11 protein-coding genes are annotated in these 13,476 nt (G+C 73.6%); 3 read left to right on the top strand and 8 right to left on the bottom strand.

The window, feature by feature from the left end:
• The coding region (locus FGF04_RS36775) for an ROK family transcriptional regulator (RefSeq protein WP_149515800.1) at positions 1 to 1,206 on the bottom strand (1,206 nt) is incomplete at its 3' end.
• Between the two features lie 104 nt (positions 1,207 to 1,310).
• A complete protein-coding gene (gene xylB / locus FGF04_RS36770) occupies positions 1,311 to 2,756 on the bottom strand; it encodes a xylulokinase (protein ID WP_149515738.1) in 1,446 nt (481 codons plus the stop codon).
• A 189-nt stretch (positions 2,757 to 2,945) separates the two neighbouring features.
• Here xylB and xylA point away from each other — a divergent pair, with 189 nt between their 5' ends.
• Together xylA and FGF04_RS40425 are read left to right on the top strand one after the other, a co-directional pair.
• Positions 2,946 to 4,112 (top strand): xylose isomerase, encoded by a 1,167-nt coding sequence (gene xylA, locus FGF04_RS36765; RefSeq protein WP_149515737.1) that lies wholly within the window; start codon positions 2,946 to 2,948, stop codon positions 4,110 to 4,112.
• Positions 4,113 to 4,507: 395 nt separating this feature from the next.
• Positions 4,508 to 5,071 carry a hypothetical protein gene (locus tag FGF04_RS40425; protein WP_188114379.1) on the top strand — a complete coding sequence of 188 codons (564 nt, stop codon included), beginning with the start codon at positions 4,508 to 4,510 and terminating at the stop codon, positions 5,069 to 5,071.
• Positions 5,072 to 5,134: 63 nt separating this feature from the next.
• Here the strand turns inward: FGF04_RS40425 and FGF04_RS36755 are convergent, their stop codons facing one another.
• The 3 genes from FGF04_RS36755 to FGF04_RS36745 form a co-directional block, all read right to left on the bottom strand.
• Positions 5,135 to 6,475, bottom strand: coding sequence for an esterase-like activity of phytase family protein (locus FGF04_RS36755; RefSeq protein ID WP_149515736.1), 1,341 nt, complete (start codon positions 6,473 to 6,475; stop codon positions 5,135 to 5,137).
• 143 nt (positions 6,476 to 6,618) lie between these two features.
• A complete protein-coding gene (locus FGF04_RS36750; RefSeq protein ID WP_149515735.1) occupies positions 6,619 to 7,911 on the bottom strand; it encodes an SWF or SNF family helicase in 1,293 nt (430 codons plus the stop codon).
• Positions 7,908 to 10,769 (bottom strand): DEAD/DEAH box helicase, encoded by a 2,862-nt coding sequence (locus tag FGF04_RS36745; RefSeq protein WP_149515799.1) that lies wholly within the window; start codon positions 10,767 to 10,769, stop codon positions 7,908 to 7,910. The genes FGF04_RS36750 and FGF04_RS36745 overlap by 4 nt, the downstream gene beginning before the upstream one ends.
• A gap of 193 nt (positions 10,770 to 10,962) precedes the next feature.
• Here FGF04_RS36745 and FGF04_RS36740 point away from each other — a divergent pair, with 193 nt between their 5' ends.
• Complete coding sequence (locus tag FGF04_RS36740; protein ID WP_149515734.1) at positions 10,963 to 11,145, top strand: hypothetical protein; 183 nt, start codon at positions 10,963 to 10,965, stop codon at positions 11,143 to 11,145.
• Positions 11,146 to 11,297: 152 nt separating this feature from the next.
• Here the strand turns inward: FGF04_RS36740 and FGF04_RS36735 are convergent, their stop codons facing one another.
• The 3 genes from FGF04_RS36735 to FGF04_RS36725 form a co-directional block, all read right to left on the bottom strand.
• On the bottom strand, positions 11,298 to 12,152 hold the full coding sequence (locus FGF04_RS36735) for a hypothetical protein (protein WP_149515733.1): 855 nt from the start codon (positions 12,150 to 12,152) through the stop codon (positions 11,298 to 11,300).
• A 215-nt stretch (positions 12,153 to 12,367) separates the two neighbouring features.
• Positions 12,368 to 12,685, bottom strand: a complete 318-nt coding sequence (locus FGF04_RS36730; RefSeq protein ID WP_188114378.1) for a hypothetical protein — start codon at positions 12,683 to 12,685, stop codon at positions 12,368 to 12,370.
• A 121-nt stretch (positions 12,686 to 12,806) separates the two neighbouring features.
• The gene (locus FGF04_RS36725; RefSeq protein ID WP_149515732.1) at positions 12,807 to 13,406 is read right to left on the bottom strand and encodes a class I SAM-dependent methyltransferase; all 600 of its coding nucleotides are present in this window, start codon (positions 13,404 to 13,406) and stop codon (positions 12,807 to 12,809) included.
• Positions 13,407 to 13,476 lie beyond the last annotated feature (70 nt).

The raw sequence follows: 13,476 nt of genomic DNA, 5'->3' as shown, positions 1-13,476 counted from the left end.
GGCCCCGCCCCCCACCGCCGCAGGATCGTCCAGCACCGCCCGTACGACCGAGTGCGCCGCGCCCAGCAGCGGGCCCTCCGGGCCGAGCCGCGAGACCGAGACCGCGCAGGCGGGGCCCGCCGTCCTGCGGGCCAGCTCCCGTTCGAGCGACGGCAGCAGCCAGGGTGCCAGCCCGGACAGCGCCCCACCCAGCACGACGGCCTCGGGATCCAGCAGATTGACGGCGCCCGTCAGCGCGATGCCCAGCGCGGTACCGGCGTCACGCAGGGCGCGCCGTACGTTCTTGTCGCCCCCCGCGGCGTGCTCGGCCAGCAGCCCGACGCGGTCCTCGCCGGGCTGCAGTCCGGCCGCGCGCAGCACGGCCTCCTCGCCCGCGTACTGCTCAAGACAGCCGCGCCCGCCACAGGCGCACGCGGGGCCCTCGGGCCGCACCGGCACATGTCCCAGCTCACCCGCGAAGCCACGCGTTCCCCGCAGCAGCCGCCCGTCCACGACCACGGCCCCGCCGATGCCGATCTCCGCGGAGACGTGCAGGAAGTCGCGCGGTGCCTCCTCGTTGAGCCACAGCTCGGCCAGGCCGCCGAAGTTCGCCTCGTTGTCGACGGTCAGCGGCGGTCCGTCCGGCAGCAGGGGCCCGAGGTCCGTGTCGAGCCAGCCGAGGTTGGGGGCGCGCACCACGGTCCGGGCGTCCCGCGCGACCAGACCGGGCACGGCGACGGCCAGACCGGCCGGCCACAGCCCTTCCTGTTCCGCCTCGGCGGTGATCCCGCGTACCAGACCGGCCAGTTCCCGCAGCACCGGCTCGGGCGCGCGGCCGCGGTTGTCGGCGTGCCGCACGGCACGCGCGCGTACCTTGCCGCGCAGGTCGACCGCGCACACGGCGAGGTGGTCGACGCCGATCTCCGCACCTATCCCCGCCGGGCCGCGCCCGCTCAGGGCCAGCGCCGACCCGGGCCGCCCCACCCGCCCGGGCCGCTCGGGGCCCAGCTCGTCGAGGAGTCCGGAACGGATCAGCTCGTCCACGAGGGTCGAGACGGCCGCCCTGGTCAGCCCGATGCGCGAGGCGACGGCCGCACGGGACAGTGGCCCCTCGGCGTTGACGGTGTGCAGCACCCGTGCGAGGTTGCGGCGGCGCATGCCCTGTTGCGTGTCGGGCAGCCGCCTGCCGGGACTGCTGGGATGGGCCTCGTGCAGCGGTGCGGTCATGCCTGAGTCGGTCCTCGTCCGGCCGGTCCCCTGAGGGCTGTCCTTTCACGCCGGTCGCCCCGGGGAGGGGGCGACGACCGGCCCCGCTCCCCGCGGACACACCGTCAGCGCCGGTCGGTCTCCCTCTCCAGCAGCGGGGCCGCGTCGGAGATTACCCCGGCGATCCGTGCCAGCGCCGCCTCGTCCCGCTCGCCGGCCTCCAGAACCGGCCCGCGCGCCGTGTCCCAGCGCCGGGCCACCGCCGCCGGATCCTCCCCGGTCAGCACACCCGCCGCCTGTGCGGCGGCGCCGAGCGCGACCAGTTCCTTCGCCTCCGGCACCTGGACGGGGCGTCCCGACAGTCGGCGTACGGTCTGCTGCCAGGCGCTGCCCCGCGCGCCCCCGCCGATGAGCAGGAGCGGCGCCGAACGGTCCGCGTCCTCGTCGAGCACGAGGTCGAGCGCGCCCAGCAGCGAGTGGACGGCTCCGTCGTACGCGGCCTGGAGCAGCTGCCCCGGGGTCGTGTCGTGCCGCAGCCCGTGCAGCAGGCCCGAGGCGTGCGGCAGGTTCGGGGTGCGTTCGCCGTCCAGGTAGGGGAGGAGCGTCACGCTCGTACCGGGCTCGACGGCCTCCCGGTCGATGCCGAGGAGGGCGGCGACGCGGTCCACGGCGAGGGTGCAGTTGAGGGTGCAGGCCAGCGGCAGCCAGTCGCCGCGCGCGTCGGCGAAGCCCGCCACGGTGCCGGTGGGGTCGGTGGGCCGCCGCTCCGACACCGCGTACACGGTGCCCGACGTGCCGAGGCTGAGCACCGCGGTGCCCGGGCGCAGCCCGAGGCCCAGTGCGGCGGCGGCGTTGTCACCGGTGCCGGGAGCGACCAGCGTGCCCTTGGCGAAGGGCAGGCCGGCCGTGTCGCGCACGGTTCCGACCACCTCGCCGGGCCGGGCCACCCGGGGCAGCAGGGCGGGGTCGAGCCCCACGTGGCCGAGGACCTCCTCGTCGTAGGCCTCCGTCCCGGACGCCCACCAGCCCGTGCCGGAGGCGTCGCCGCGATCGGTCGTGCCCACCCCCGTGAGGAGCTCGGTGAGGTAGTCGTGGGGCAGCCGCACGGAAGCGGTGGCGCGGACGGACTCGGGCTCGTGCTCGGCGAGCCACGCCCACTTGGTGGCGGTGATGGAAGCGCCCGGTACGGTGCCGGTGCGCTCGGCCCATGCCTTCGGGCCGCCCAGTTCCTCCACCAGGCGGCGGGCCTGCGGCGCGGACCGCACGTCGTTCCACAGCAGCGCGGGGCGTACCGGGGCGCCCTGGGCGTCGAGTGTGACGAGTCCGTGCTGCTGGCCGCCGACGGACACCGCGGCGGCCTCGCGGGCCGCGTCACCGCACTGGTGCAGTGCTTCGCGCAGCGCGTCCCACCACTGCCGCGGGTCGCTCTCGCGGCCCGCGCCCGAGGACACGGTGTGCGGAGCCTGTCCGCTCGCCACGACCTTTCCGGTGGCCACGTCCACGACCAAGGCCTTGGTGGACTGGGTGGACGTGTCCACGCCGACGACGAGCGGACCCTCGGCTGCTGACATCGAGCTCTCCCTCTTCCGCGGCTCCGCGGGCTCTGAGCTGGTGTTTTGCGGTTCCGACCGGGTCGTTGCGGTCCCGGTCGGACCTGTTGCGCCTCTTCGGGGACATCTTGTCCCTTCCCAGGGATGCCTTCGCATACTAATTTGTTAAGCGCCATGACGAAATAGTCGGAGCAAGCAAGGAGCCGCGGCATGAACTACCAGCCCACCCCCGAGGACAGGTTCACCTTCGGCCTGTGGACCGTCGGCTGGCAGGGAAGGGACCCGTTCGGCGACGCCACCCGGGCCGCCCTGGACCCGGTCGAGTCGGTGCAGCGCCTGTCGGAGCTGGGCGCCTACGGAGTGACCTTCCACGACGACGACCTGATCCCCTTCGGATCTTCGGAGACCGAGCGCGAGTCGCACGTCAAGCGCTTCAGGCAGGCTCTCGACGCGACCGGCATGACCGTGCCGATGGCGACCACGAACCTGTTCACGCACCCCGTCTTCAAGGACGGTGCCTTCACCGCCAACGACCGGGACGTGCGCCGCTACGCGCTGCGCAAGACGATCCGCAACATCGACCTGGCGGTCGAGCTGGGCGCCCAGATCTACGTGGCGTGGGGCGGCCGTGAGGGCGCCGAGTCGGGCGGCGCCAAGGACGTGCGCCTCGCCCTCGACCGCATGAAGGAGGCGTTCGACCTCCTGGGCGAGTACGTGACCACCCAGGGCTACGACCTGCGCTTCGCGATCGAGCCGAAGCCCAACGAGCCCCGCGGCGACATCCTCCTGCCGACGGTCGGGCACGCGCTGGCCTTCATCGAGCGCCTGGAGCGGCCGGAGCTGTACGGCGTCAACCCGGAGGTCGGCCACGAGCAGATGGCCGGGCTGAACTTCCCGCACGGCATCGCCCAGGCCCTGTGGGCGGGCAAGCTCTTCCACCTCGACCTCAACGGCCAGTCCGGCATCAAGTACGACCAGGACCTGCGCTTCGGGGCAGGCGACCTGCGGGCCGCCTTCTGGCTGGTGGACCTCCTGGAGACGGCCGGTTACGCGGGCCCGAAGCACTTCGACTTCAAGCCGCCGCGCACCGAGGACTACGACGGGGTGTGGGACTCGGCCGCGGGGTGCATGCGCAACTACCTCATCCTGCGTGAGCGGGCCGCCGCCTTCCGGGCCGACCCCGAGGTTCAGGAAGCCCTGCGCGCCTCGCGCCTGGACGAATTGGCGCAGCCCACCGCCTCGGACGGCCTGCAGGCGCTGCTCGCGGACCGCGCCTCCTTCGAGGAGTTCGACGCCGAGACGGCCGCCGCGCGCGGGATGGCGTTCGAGCGGCTCGACCAGCTGGCGATGGACCACCTGCTGGCCGCCCGCGGCTGAGCCCGCCGAGGCTGACGAAGACCCTTGCGCGCAAGCGTCCGGAATCATGCGGTCCAGACGATGAGTCCGTAGCAAATTGCGCGCAGGGGTCGCTTCGTGACCGGTTCGAGGCGACTCTTTACGGTATGGCCACGCCGCCCTTACCGCCCGAGCCTCCTCGGCCACCGGACAACACGCCGCCCACCGGCGGTGGCGGATACGGTCCGCCGCCCGGAGGCTTCGGTCCTCCTCCCGAGGGCTTCGGGCCTCCCCCCGACGGCTACGGCCCACCGTCCGGGAGCGACGGCCCGCCCTGGAACAGCGGGGGAGGGGACGGTTGGCAGCCGCCACCGCCGCCCGGGCCACCGGACGGTCCCGGCCGGCGCAGGACGCTCCTGATCCTGCTGGCCGTCGTCGTGGGACTCGGCGCGGTGGCGGCGGTCGCACTGACGGTCACCGGTGGCGACGGCTCCCCGGACAAGAAGTCGCCCACCCAGAGCAGTTCCGGCACGGGACGGTCGCCGTCGCCCTCCCTGAGCCTCCCTTCGAGGCTGCCGAGCGAACTGCCCTCCCTGCCCTCCGAGCTGCCCAGCGGGCTGGAATCCCTCCTGCCGTCGTTGGCGAGCGACGAAGTCCCGTACTACATGCTGCGAACCGGCGACTGTTTCGACGCCGACGACGGACGGCCGGGCCAGGCGGTGAAGCGTCCGTGCGCCGGGAAGCACGACGCCGAGGTCGTGGAGATGACCGAACTGGAGGGCGCGTACGCGACCGATGCCGCCCTCAGGAAGGCCGCGTCACAGCTCTGCCGGGAGCCCCTGGACACCAGGGCGGCCGCGCAGCCGGCCGGCACCGTGCGCGGCACCCTGGTGCAGTACCCCGATCCGGCGAGTTTCAGCGTCGGCATCGACAAGGTCGCCTGCAGCCTGGCCGCGGACATCGGAGAGGGGAACCGCAAGCTCACCGGACCACTGAAGTGAGCCACGCGCGCGGTCGGCGGGAACGGGGCACGCGCGCGCGGTGTCACGCGCGCGGCCGCGCGTTCAGATCCCGTGCGGAAGGCGTACGTACGTCACGGTGGTCTCGATCCCGCTGTCCACCAGGCGGCCCCGGTCGTCGAAGGCCCCCGCCCCGTCCGTCATCCCGAAGTCGTTGTCGTTGACGAGCGCGAGCGTGGTGCGGTCCACGCGCGCGACACCCTCGATCTTCCCGGGCACCCCCTCCACCTTGCCGAGGTCCACGACGAGGCGCTTGCGCAGTACGGGAACACCGGCCGCGGCGGGATCCGCCAGCTGCTCCAGGGACGGCGACGTGGCGCTGTCGTCCCACCGGCCCCCGAGGATGTCCGCACGCCGGTCGAGCCGTACGACCTGCAACCGGGCGGCCTTGTCGGTACGTTCCTCGACCAGCAGCCGGTCCCGGCCCACGGCGACCACCGACGAGATCTTCAGCTCGGAGGTGTCGTCCTCGCCCGGGTCCACCGTGCCCACCGGGTCGAACCGGTACGCGTACTCGGCGGTGACGGCCCGCTTCTTCGGCGAGAAGCGCAGCAGACGCGTGGTCAGCGACTCCTCACCGGCATCCGTGTCCGGCAGGGACAGCGGGCTCTGAACGGCCAGTACCAGGTCCCCGCCGGGCAGTTGGGCGAGCCCTTCGAAGCCGCGGTTGACCTTCCTGTGCAGCAGCACCGCGGGCAGCGCCTCGACCACCGGATAGCCCGCGCCGGTCAGCCCCAGCCCCTTCGGGACGTATCTGGTCAGTACCTTCCCGCGCGCGGAGACGTGGACCAGCGAGGGCCCGTACTCGTCGATGAGCCAGAAACTGCCGTCCGCGGCCCGCACGATCCCCTCGGTGTCCAGACCGTTCGGGTCGTACGGGAGGGGCGTCCTCGCGTCGTAGGAGTACGGCGCCTCGTCGCGCGCCTCCTGGTTGGGCAGACCCGTGACCGGCTTGCCCGAGGCCGTGGTGATCGGGATCGCGTCCAGCACCCTCACGGAGGCACCGGACACCCGTATCCTCACGATCGCCGGGTCGAACCCGGGCACGGGGAACGTACGGCGCTTCACCCCGTCCACCTTGATCTGACCGTTGGGCCCGCGGTCCGTGACGGTCCAGAACTCGCCCTTGCGGCCCGCCGGGTAGATGTCGCTCCCGATGCCGCCCAGGTCCACGCCCCGGTCGTCGGCGACCGTGCCCGGCAGCAGCGCGTCGCTGAACGTGCCGAGCGGGATGTCGCCGAGCGTCGCGGAACCCGTGACCCGCGCGCCGCCGGAAGGCGCGCCGACCGCGGGGTCCACCGACACGAAGGCGGCCAGCACGGCGAGCGGCACGCCCACGGCGAGGGAACGGCGGACACGGCGCCGGCCTGCGGCGTACGGGGACATGGGGCCTCCTTGAGCACACGTTCGATGACAGCCGCCAGATTTCGCCCCCGCCCCGAACGCCGTGCGACCGCCGGGTGAACTCGGGGAGTCCAGCGCTCATCCGGTGGGGGCGGACCGTGCCCCGTGCGGTGTGCGGCCCGGTGTCATTCGTGCCCTTCGGCCAGGGCGAGCGCCGTCGCGGGGTCCTGGGCGGCCGGACCTGCGGGAGCCCAACGGCCCCGCTCCTTGCGGTACGGCCACCAGCGGCCGTCCGGCCCCAGCCGGAGCTGGGCCCGCCCGTCGGGCGTGGTCCAGCGGTTGCGGACCGCGCGCAGGGCGGGTCGCTCACCGTCCTCCCAGGCCGACTCCACTGCGGCACGCGCGCGTGCGTAGGTGTCCGCCTCCACCGGCCGGTCCGCCTCAAGCATGTCGAGGGCGGCCGCACCCCCGTACTCCCAGGCGCGGACCGCGAGCGCCAGGCCTTCACGGTCGCGCCCCGAACCCTTCGCGAGCCGGGCGGCCGACGCGGCGTCGGGCCTGCCCGACGCCAGCCGTACGGCGTCCTGCGCGAGTGTCGGACCGGCCTCCGGAGGACGCTCTCCGTGATCCGCCCCCAGGGCGTGGACGAGCAGCCGGTACGCCTCACGCGCGGCCTGTGCCGCCAGGAACTCCAGCGCGGCCGGATCGACCCCGGGCGCGGGAACTGCCTCCGTGTCCAGCGAGGGCGGCAGGCCCGGCTCCGGGGGCACGGCGGGCACCACGGGCAGCGGCGGCAGGATGTCCCCCGTCGCGTACGCCTCGGCGGCGTCCACGCCCTCTCGCACGTCCTGCCGGTCGGCCGCGGTCCCGCCTCCCGGCGCGGCCCCGGTCCCGGTCCCGGAGGCGCTGCGCCGCTGCACCTCGTCGAGCAGCTCGCGCTCGCCGCGACCACGCAGCAGGAGCAGGACGAACGGATCCTGGTCCAGCAGCCGCGCCACCTGGTAGCAGAGCGCGGTGGTGTGACCGCAGTGGTCCCACGCGTCGCAGTCGCACTCCGCCTCCAGATCGCCCAGGCCCGGCAGGAGTTCGACACCGGCGCTCCCGGCGTCCTCGACGAGGTGCGGCGGCATCTCGCGGTCGAGCAGCGCCGCGATGTGCCCCGCCCGCTCGGCGGCCACGTCGAGGAACCGGTCCCACTGCTCCGCGGACAACTCCGGCACCAGGACGTCCGCGCGGTGCGCGGTGCGGTCGCGGTCCTGGACCACCGCGGTGACCCGCCCAGGGCGGACCGACACGGCGCCCACGGCTCCCGCGCGCGCGAGCCGGCGGCCGGCCCGCAGCTGCTCCTGTTCCAGCGCGGTGTCCTCCAGCGCCCGGAGCCAGGCCTGTCCCCACCAGCTCTGCGCGAACCCCTGGCCGTGCGCTGGCGGCAGGGCGGCGAAGGTGCGTTCCGGAGTGTTCTCGTACGGATCGCTCATCGGGCGCCCCCTCGCAGTTCCACCAGTTCGGCCAGTTGCGCATCGCTCAGTTCGGTGAGGGCGGCCTCCCCGGAACCGAGCACCGCGTCCGCCAGCTCCCGCTTGCGCAGCAGCATGTCCGCGATGCGGTCCTCGATCGTCCCCTCGGCGATCAGCCGGTGCACCTGCACCGGCCGCGTCTGCCCGATGCGGTACGCGCGGTCGGTGGCCTGTGCCTCGACGGCGGGGTTCCACCAGCGGTCGTAGTGCACGACGTGCTCGGCCCGCGTCAGGTTCAGGCCCGTGCCGGCGGCCTTCAACGACAGCAGGAAGACCGGCACCTCCCCGTCCTGGAAACGTTGCACCATGGCCTCGCGCTCGGGGACGGACGTGCCGCCGTGCAGGAATTGGGAGCGCACCCCGCGCGCGGTCAGGTGGCGCTGGATCAAGCGCGCCATGCGCACGTACTGCGTGAAGACCAGGACGCATGCCCCCTCGGCGAGGACGGTGTCGAGCAACTCGTCCAGCAGCTCCAGCTTTCCGGACCGCCCGGCGATCTTCGGCCGGTCCTCCTTGAGGAACTGCGCCGGGTGGTTGCAGATCTGCTTCAGCCCGGTGAGGAGCTTCACGATCAGCCCTCGCCGGGCCATGCTGTCAGCGCCCGAGATCTCCGCGAGGGTCTCGCGGACCACCGCCTCGTACAGACCCGCCTGCTCCTTGGTGAGCGATACGGCGCGGTCGGTCTCCGTCTTGGGCGGGAGCTCCGGCGCGATGCCGGGATCGGACTTGCGCCGGCGCAGGAGGAACGGTCCCACGAGGCGGGCGAGCCGCTCGGCCGCCCCCGGGTCCTGGCCGCCCTCGACGGCCTTCGCGTACTGGTTGCGGAACGTCCCGAGTCGGCCCAGCAGTCCCGGCGTCGTCCAGTCGAGGATCGCCCACAGCTCGGAGAGGTTGTTCTCCACCGGAGTGCCGGTGAGCGCCACGCGTGCGCGTGCGTCGATCGTCCGCAGCCGGCGGGCCGTGTCCGAGTACGGGTTCTTCACGTGCTGTGCCTCGTCGGCGACGACCATGCCCCACGACGTGTCCGTCAGGCGTCCCGTGTCGAGCCGCATGGTGCCGTAGGTCGTCAGGACGAACTCGCCGGCGGCGATCTCCTCCAGGCTCCGCCGCGCGCCGTGGAAGCGGCGGACGGGGGTGCCCGGTGCGAACCGCTCGATCTCGCGCTGCCAGTTGCCCATCAGGGACGTCGGGCAGACGACGAGCGTGGGTCCCGCGGTGGCCTCGTCCGCCTGCCGGTGCAGGTGCAGCGCGATGAGCGTGATCGTCTTGCCCAGGCCCATGTCGTCCGCGAGACAGCCGCCCAGGCCGAGGGACGTCATCCGGGCCAGCCAGCCCAGACCCCGCAGCTGGTAGTCGCGCAGGGTGGCGGCGAGTGCGGGGGGCTGCCCGACCGGCTCCTGTCCCTCCGGGTCCGAGAGACGGTCCCGCAGCGTCGCCAGCCACCCCGTGGGCTTCACCTCGACCCTGCGGCCGTCGACCTCCGTGGACCCCGTCAGGACGGCGCTCAGCGCGTCCACCGGCGTGAGCTTGCGGTCCTGCTGGGCGCGGGCCCGGCGCAGCTCCTGCGGATCGACGAGGACCCACCGGTCGCGCAGCCGCACCACGGGGCGGTTCGCCTCGGCGAGCAGGTCCAGCTCCTCGCGGGTCAGCTGCTGGTCGCCCAGCGCGAACCACCACGAGAAGGAGAGCAGCGCGTCCGCCGACAGGAAGGACGGCGCTTCCGAGCCCGGTCCACTTGCGCCCGGGCCACTCGCGCCCGGTCCTTCGTCCGGCGGGCCGACGACCGCGCGGGCCGTCAGCCGGTGGGCCAGTTCCCTGGGCCAGTGCACCTCCACGCCGGCGGCGCCGAGCGCCCGGGTCCCCTCGCCCAGGAGTTCGGTGACCTCATCGTCGGCGAGTTCGATCGCGTCGGGCACGGCCGCCGACAGCAGGGGAGCCAGCGGTGCCCAGGCCCGGGCGGCCCGGCGCAGCGCGAGGAGAGCGTCCATCCGCGCGCGTGGACCGAACGCGGGGCTCGACCCGCTCCAGACCTCGGCCGCGTCCGCCAGCAGAGCGGGGTCGGCGACGCCGTGCAGCTGCAGTACCGCACGGAACGGCAGCCGCGTCTCGTCCGGGGCGGCCGACTCCAGGCCCGGTACCTCGACGCGCAGCGAGATCCGTACACCGGCGTCGTGCCCCGCCGCTACGTCGGCGGCCCACGCGCGGTGCTCCGGTACGTGCTGCGGTTCCGTGGCCGCGAAGGCCCGGCCGCCCGCGGCGAGCGACGCGGCGGGGGAGCGGGGGAGCGTGTCGGCGACGGCGTCGAGGAAGGCGCGCAGCAGCCGCTCGGGGTCGGGCAGCCGCAGCGGTTCGGTCTCGTCGACGGGCACCGCGTGGGCGTGCGGCGGCATGGCGGCGGCCAGCTCGCGGATCCGTTCGAGGTCCGGCGCCCCCAGCGGGCCGGCGCGCCACGCGTCGTGCTCACCGGCGCTCAGGCCGGGCAGCAGCAGCCCGCGTGCGGCGAACTGCAGCGCCAGCACGGCCGCGGCGCCCCAGAAGGCACTCGCCCGATGGGCCCGTGAAGCGGCACGCGCACGCGTGAGGACCGGCAACGCCGCCCGTACCGGCAGTACGACGGCCGGTACCCGTACCAGCTCGATACCGTCCTCGCCGGGAAGGACGACGGTCAGTTCCTCCGTGGAGCCGGAGTCGGTATGCGGAGGTTCTTCGCCGTCGGGCAGCCAGAAGGCGACACCACCCGTCCGGGCCGGGTCGGCGGGAAGGAAAACGGCGCAGCAACGGGCCAGTTCGGTGACCTCGGAGGGAGTCGGGACAGGGATCCTCTGAGCGTTGACAACTGCGTTGATGACTGCCTTCTTCAAACTTGACTACTCGGACAGGGGTCGCCGAGGGTACAGCACGTCCGGGGCTGCGCGCCTCAGGGTCGTATCAGGGTCACGGTCCGGAACCGCCGGAAGCGCGGATCCGTTCTCAGAACAGAGAGCGGCAGTGGCCGCTGAGGAGGCTACGCACATGTCAAGGAACGCGAAAATAGCCGCAGGCGGTGTCGCGGTCGGCATCATCCTGCTCTTCTTTGTGCCCTGGTGGGCCGCCCTGCTGATCGTCGTGGGGGTTCCCGCGGTGGCATATCTGACGTTGGACCCCTCGCAGCGGCGCAGGCTGCGCCGTGTCGGCCGCAAGGAACTGGGCCGCTGAACCGTCGGCGACCAGAGCACTTCCCTCCGGAGCACGTGAGCCGATCACGCCACCGTTCGTGGGCCCGCCGACGGCGCGGTCCACGGACGGTCGCGTGCCGTGCCGTGCCGTTCCTGGGCCGCCGTCCGCCAGGGCTCGGTGACTTCGCGGCCTCAGTTGGGGCGTACGGCCATCCGGTCGAGGGCTTCCAGCAGCCCGGGCAGCTCGGGGCCGCGGCCGACCGTGAGGACCTCACCGGGCTTCTCGTCGAGCAGCACGAAGGCGATGTCGTCGGTCCGCGCCACCATCGACCAGCCGGGTCCGTCCGCCCGCAGCGTCCGCGCGTCCCCCGGGGCGAAGGACGAGCGCACACGGCCGAGCGGCGGAGGCGTGTCCACGTACGAGCGCGCCTCGTGGAGGACGCGCCCGATGCCGCTGAGCGGCGCCCGCCCGCGGTCCCCGTCCGGGACGCCCGGTCCGGACGCGTCATCCGCGGCCGCCGCGCCGTCCTTCGGAGCGGCGAATTCGGTCTCGTCGATCTGCTCGCGCCAGGCGGCCCACTGCAGCGCGATCTCGTCCGCGCCGAGGCGCCGCTGAGCGGCTCCCCAGGCCGACGTGTCCGGCGGGCACAGCGGGGCCTGCTCCGCGATCTCCGGCGCGGGGTCGTGCGGGGCGGGCACACCCGGTGCGGCGACCGCCAGGGCGAGCGGCCACCCGGGCAGCGCCGCCACCATCGAGCGGTCGTCCGGCGACAGGTCGTACTCCATCCCGCAGTCCCAGGAGGCGATGGCGACGGCCACCAGTGAGACGTCGTCGACGACGACGGTCCACCGTGCCCCGTCGCCGTCCTGGCCCAGCACCAGGCCGTACCCCTCGGCGAGGGGCGCGAGGCCGAGGGCCGCACAGGCCTCCGGGTAGTCGTCGCCCAGCACGCTGGGGAACTGCGCCGGCGTCAACAGCACCGCGGTGAGCACATACAGTGCGTCGTCGTCCCCGGCGGCGACGGCCGCATCGTCCGTCCCGGCCATCCCAGCCTCCCCATCGCTACATCCGTCGGCGCACCCTAATGCCCGCCCGCGGCCCTTGTCACGAGGTGGGAACTCGCGAGTAGCTTCGCTCGCCGGTCCGTCGTCGGTCCGTCGTCGGTCCGCGGGGGAGCGGGCCGAACGGCGGTGATCGACCTCTTCCCGGCCCGGTTCGGGGGCTGCCCGGCCCGGTTCGGGGGATGCGCAGCCTGCTCCCGTCAGGCGGCCGGCAGTCCCAGGAGGGTCCTGGCCACGGCGTTGGGCGACTCGTCGCGTTCCCGCGCGAGTGCGATCACGGCCCGGCACGCCAGCTCGTTCACGCCGAACGAGAGCGCTTCCGGCGACACCCAGGTCGCGGCCTCGTCGACCCCGTCCTGATCGTCCTCGGCGCCGGCCGACACGTACGCCGCCGCGGCTTCGAACAGGTTGTGCGTCCGCTTCTTCGGACGGGCCCCGGACGACTGCACGGAACCGCTGGCGTCCGTCGTCGCCGGACGTGAGACGAGCTTCCTGAGTTTGGCCAATATGCCTGACATTCGGGCCACCTTCCCCAACGCGCTGTTTCACCGGTCATCGCCCATCTGTCTCCTTTCAACGTAGAGTTGAAGCTTCGACTGCAGAAGAGGGCAATGGCGTGGAGGGCCCCGGGCCGTGAGCTCAGGGGCGGCGTTCCGCCAGCGCGAGGAACCGGGTGTCCTCGTCCGTGTAGGACGTCATGCGCCAGCCCGAGGCGGACAGCAACGGCCCGAGGTTGTCCCTCGCGCGCAGGTCGTCCGGTGTGATCCGCCGTCCCTGGCGCGCCGCGAGGGCGGCCCGGCCGATCGGATGGAAGAGCGCCAGGATCCCGCCGGGCCGTACGGCCCGCGCCAGCTCCCGCAGGTTCGCGCCGGGGTCGGGAAGATGCGCGACGAGTCCGGCCACGAAGACCGCGTCGAGCGACCGCGGGAGCAGCGGCAGCCGTGCCACGTCGGCCAGGACCAACCGCCCGGACCGGTCGCGGCCGGCTCGTACCGCGGCCTGCAGCATGGCCGACGTCAGGTCCGCGCCGATGACCACGCCCGAAGGCCCCACCGCCTCCCTGAGAGGCGGCAGGGCCCGTCCCGTGCCGCAGCCCGCGTCAAGCACACGGTCGCCTTCCCGCAGCCCCAGCTCGGACACGGCGGCCGCGTACACCGGGCCGTCGTCGGGGAACCGCTCGTCCCAGTGGGCGGCGCGGGCCGAGAAGAACTCCTGGACGTGCGTGTGGTCGTCGCTCATGCACCGCATGATCCCGCATCGCACACGGGCGACACGGTCGAACACCGACGCGGGACGCGAAGCGGCCGGT

This window comes from Streptomyces apricus (assembly GCF_008369065.1).
In the GTDB taxonomy this organism is placed as follows: Bacteria; Actinomycetota; Actinomycetes; order Streptomycetales; family Streptomycetaceae; genus Streptomyces; species Streptomyces apricus.
This window is presented reverse-complemented; position numbering and strand designations above follow the sequence as displayed.

What these genes read in the sequence shown, in the direction of transcription:
- xylB (WP_149515738.1), bottom strand. Translation starts at nt 2,756, where the DNA reads ATGTCAGCAGCCGAGGGTCCGCTCGTCGTCGGCGTGGACACGTCCACC.
- FGF04_RS36750 (WP_149515735.1), bottom strand. Translation starts at nt 7,911, where the DNA reads ATGAGCGATCCGTACGAGAACACTCCGGAACGCACCTTCGCCGCCCTG.
- FGF04_RS36735 (WP_149515733.1), bottom strand. Translation starts at nt 12,152, where the DNA reads ATGGCCGGGACGGACGATGCGGCCGTCGCCGCCGGGGACGACGACGCA.
- xylA (WP_149515737.1), top strand. Translation starts at nt 2,946, where the DNA reads ATGAACTACCAGCCCACCCCCGAGGACAGGTTCACCTTCGGCCTGTGG.
- FGF04_RS36725 (WP_149515732.1), bottom strand. Translation starts at nt 13,406, where the DNA reads ATGAGCGACGACCACACGCACGTCCAGGAGTTCTTCTCGGCCCGCGCC.
- FGF04_RS36755 (WP_149515736.1), bottom strand. Translation starts at nt 6,475, where the DNA reads ATGTCCCCGTACGCCGCAGGCCGGCGCCGTGTCCGCCGTTCCCTCGCC.
- FGF04_RS36730 (WP_188114378.1), bottom strand. Translation starts at nt 12,685, where the DNA reads ATGTCAGGCATATTGGCCAAACTCAGGAAGCTCGTCTCACGTCCGGCG.
- FGF04_RS36740 (WP_149515734.1), top strand. Translation starts at nt 10,963, where the DNA reads ATGTCAAGGAACGCGAAAATAGCCGCAGGCGGTGTCGCGGTCGGCATC.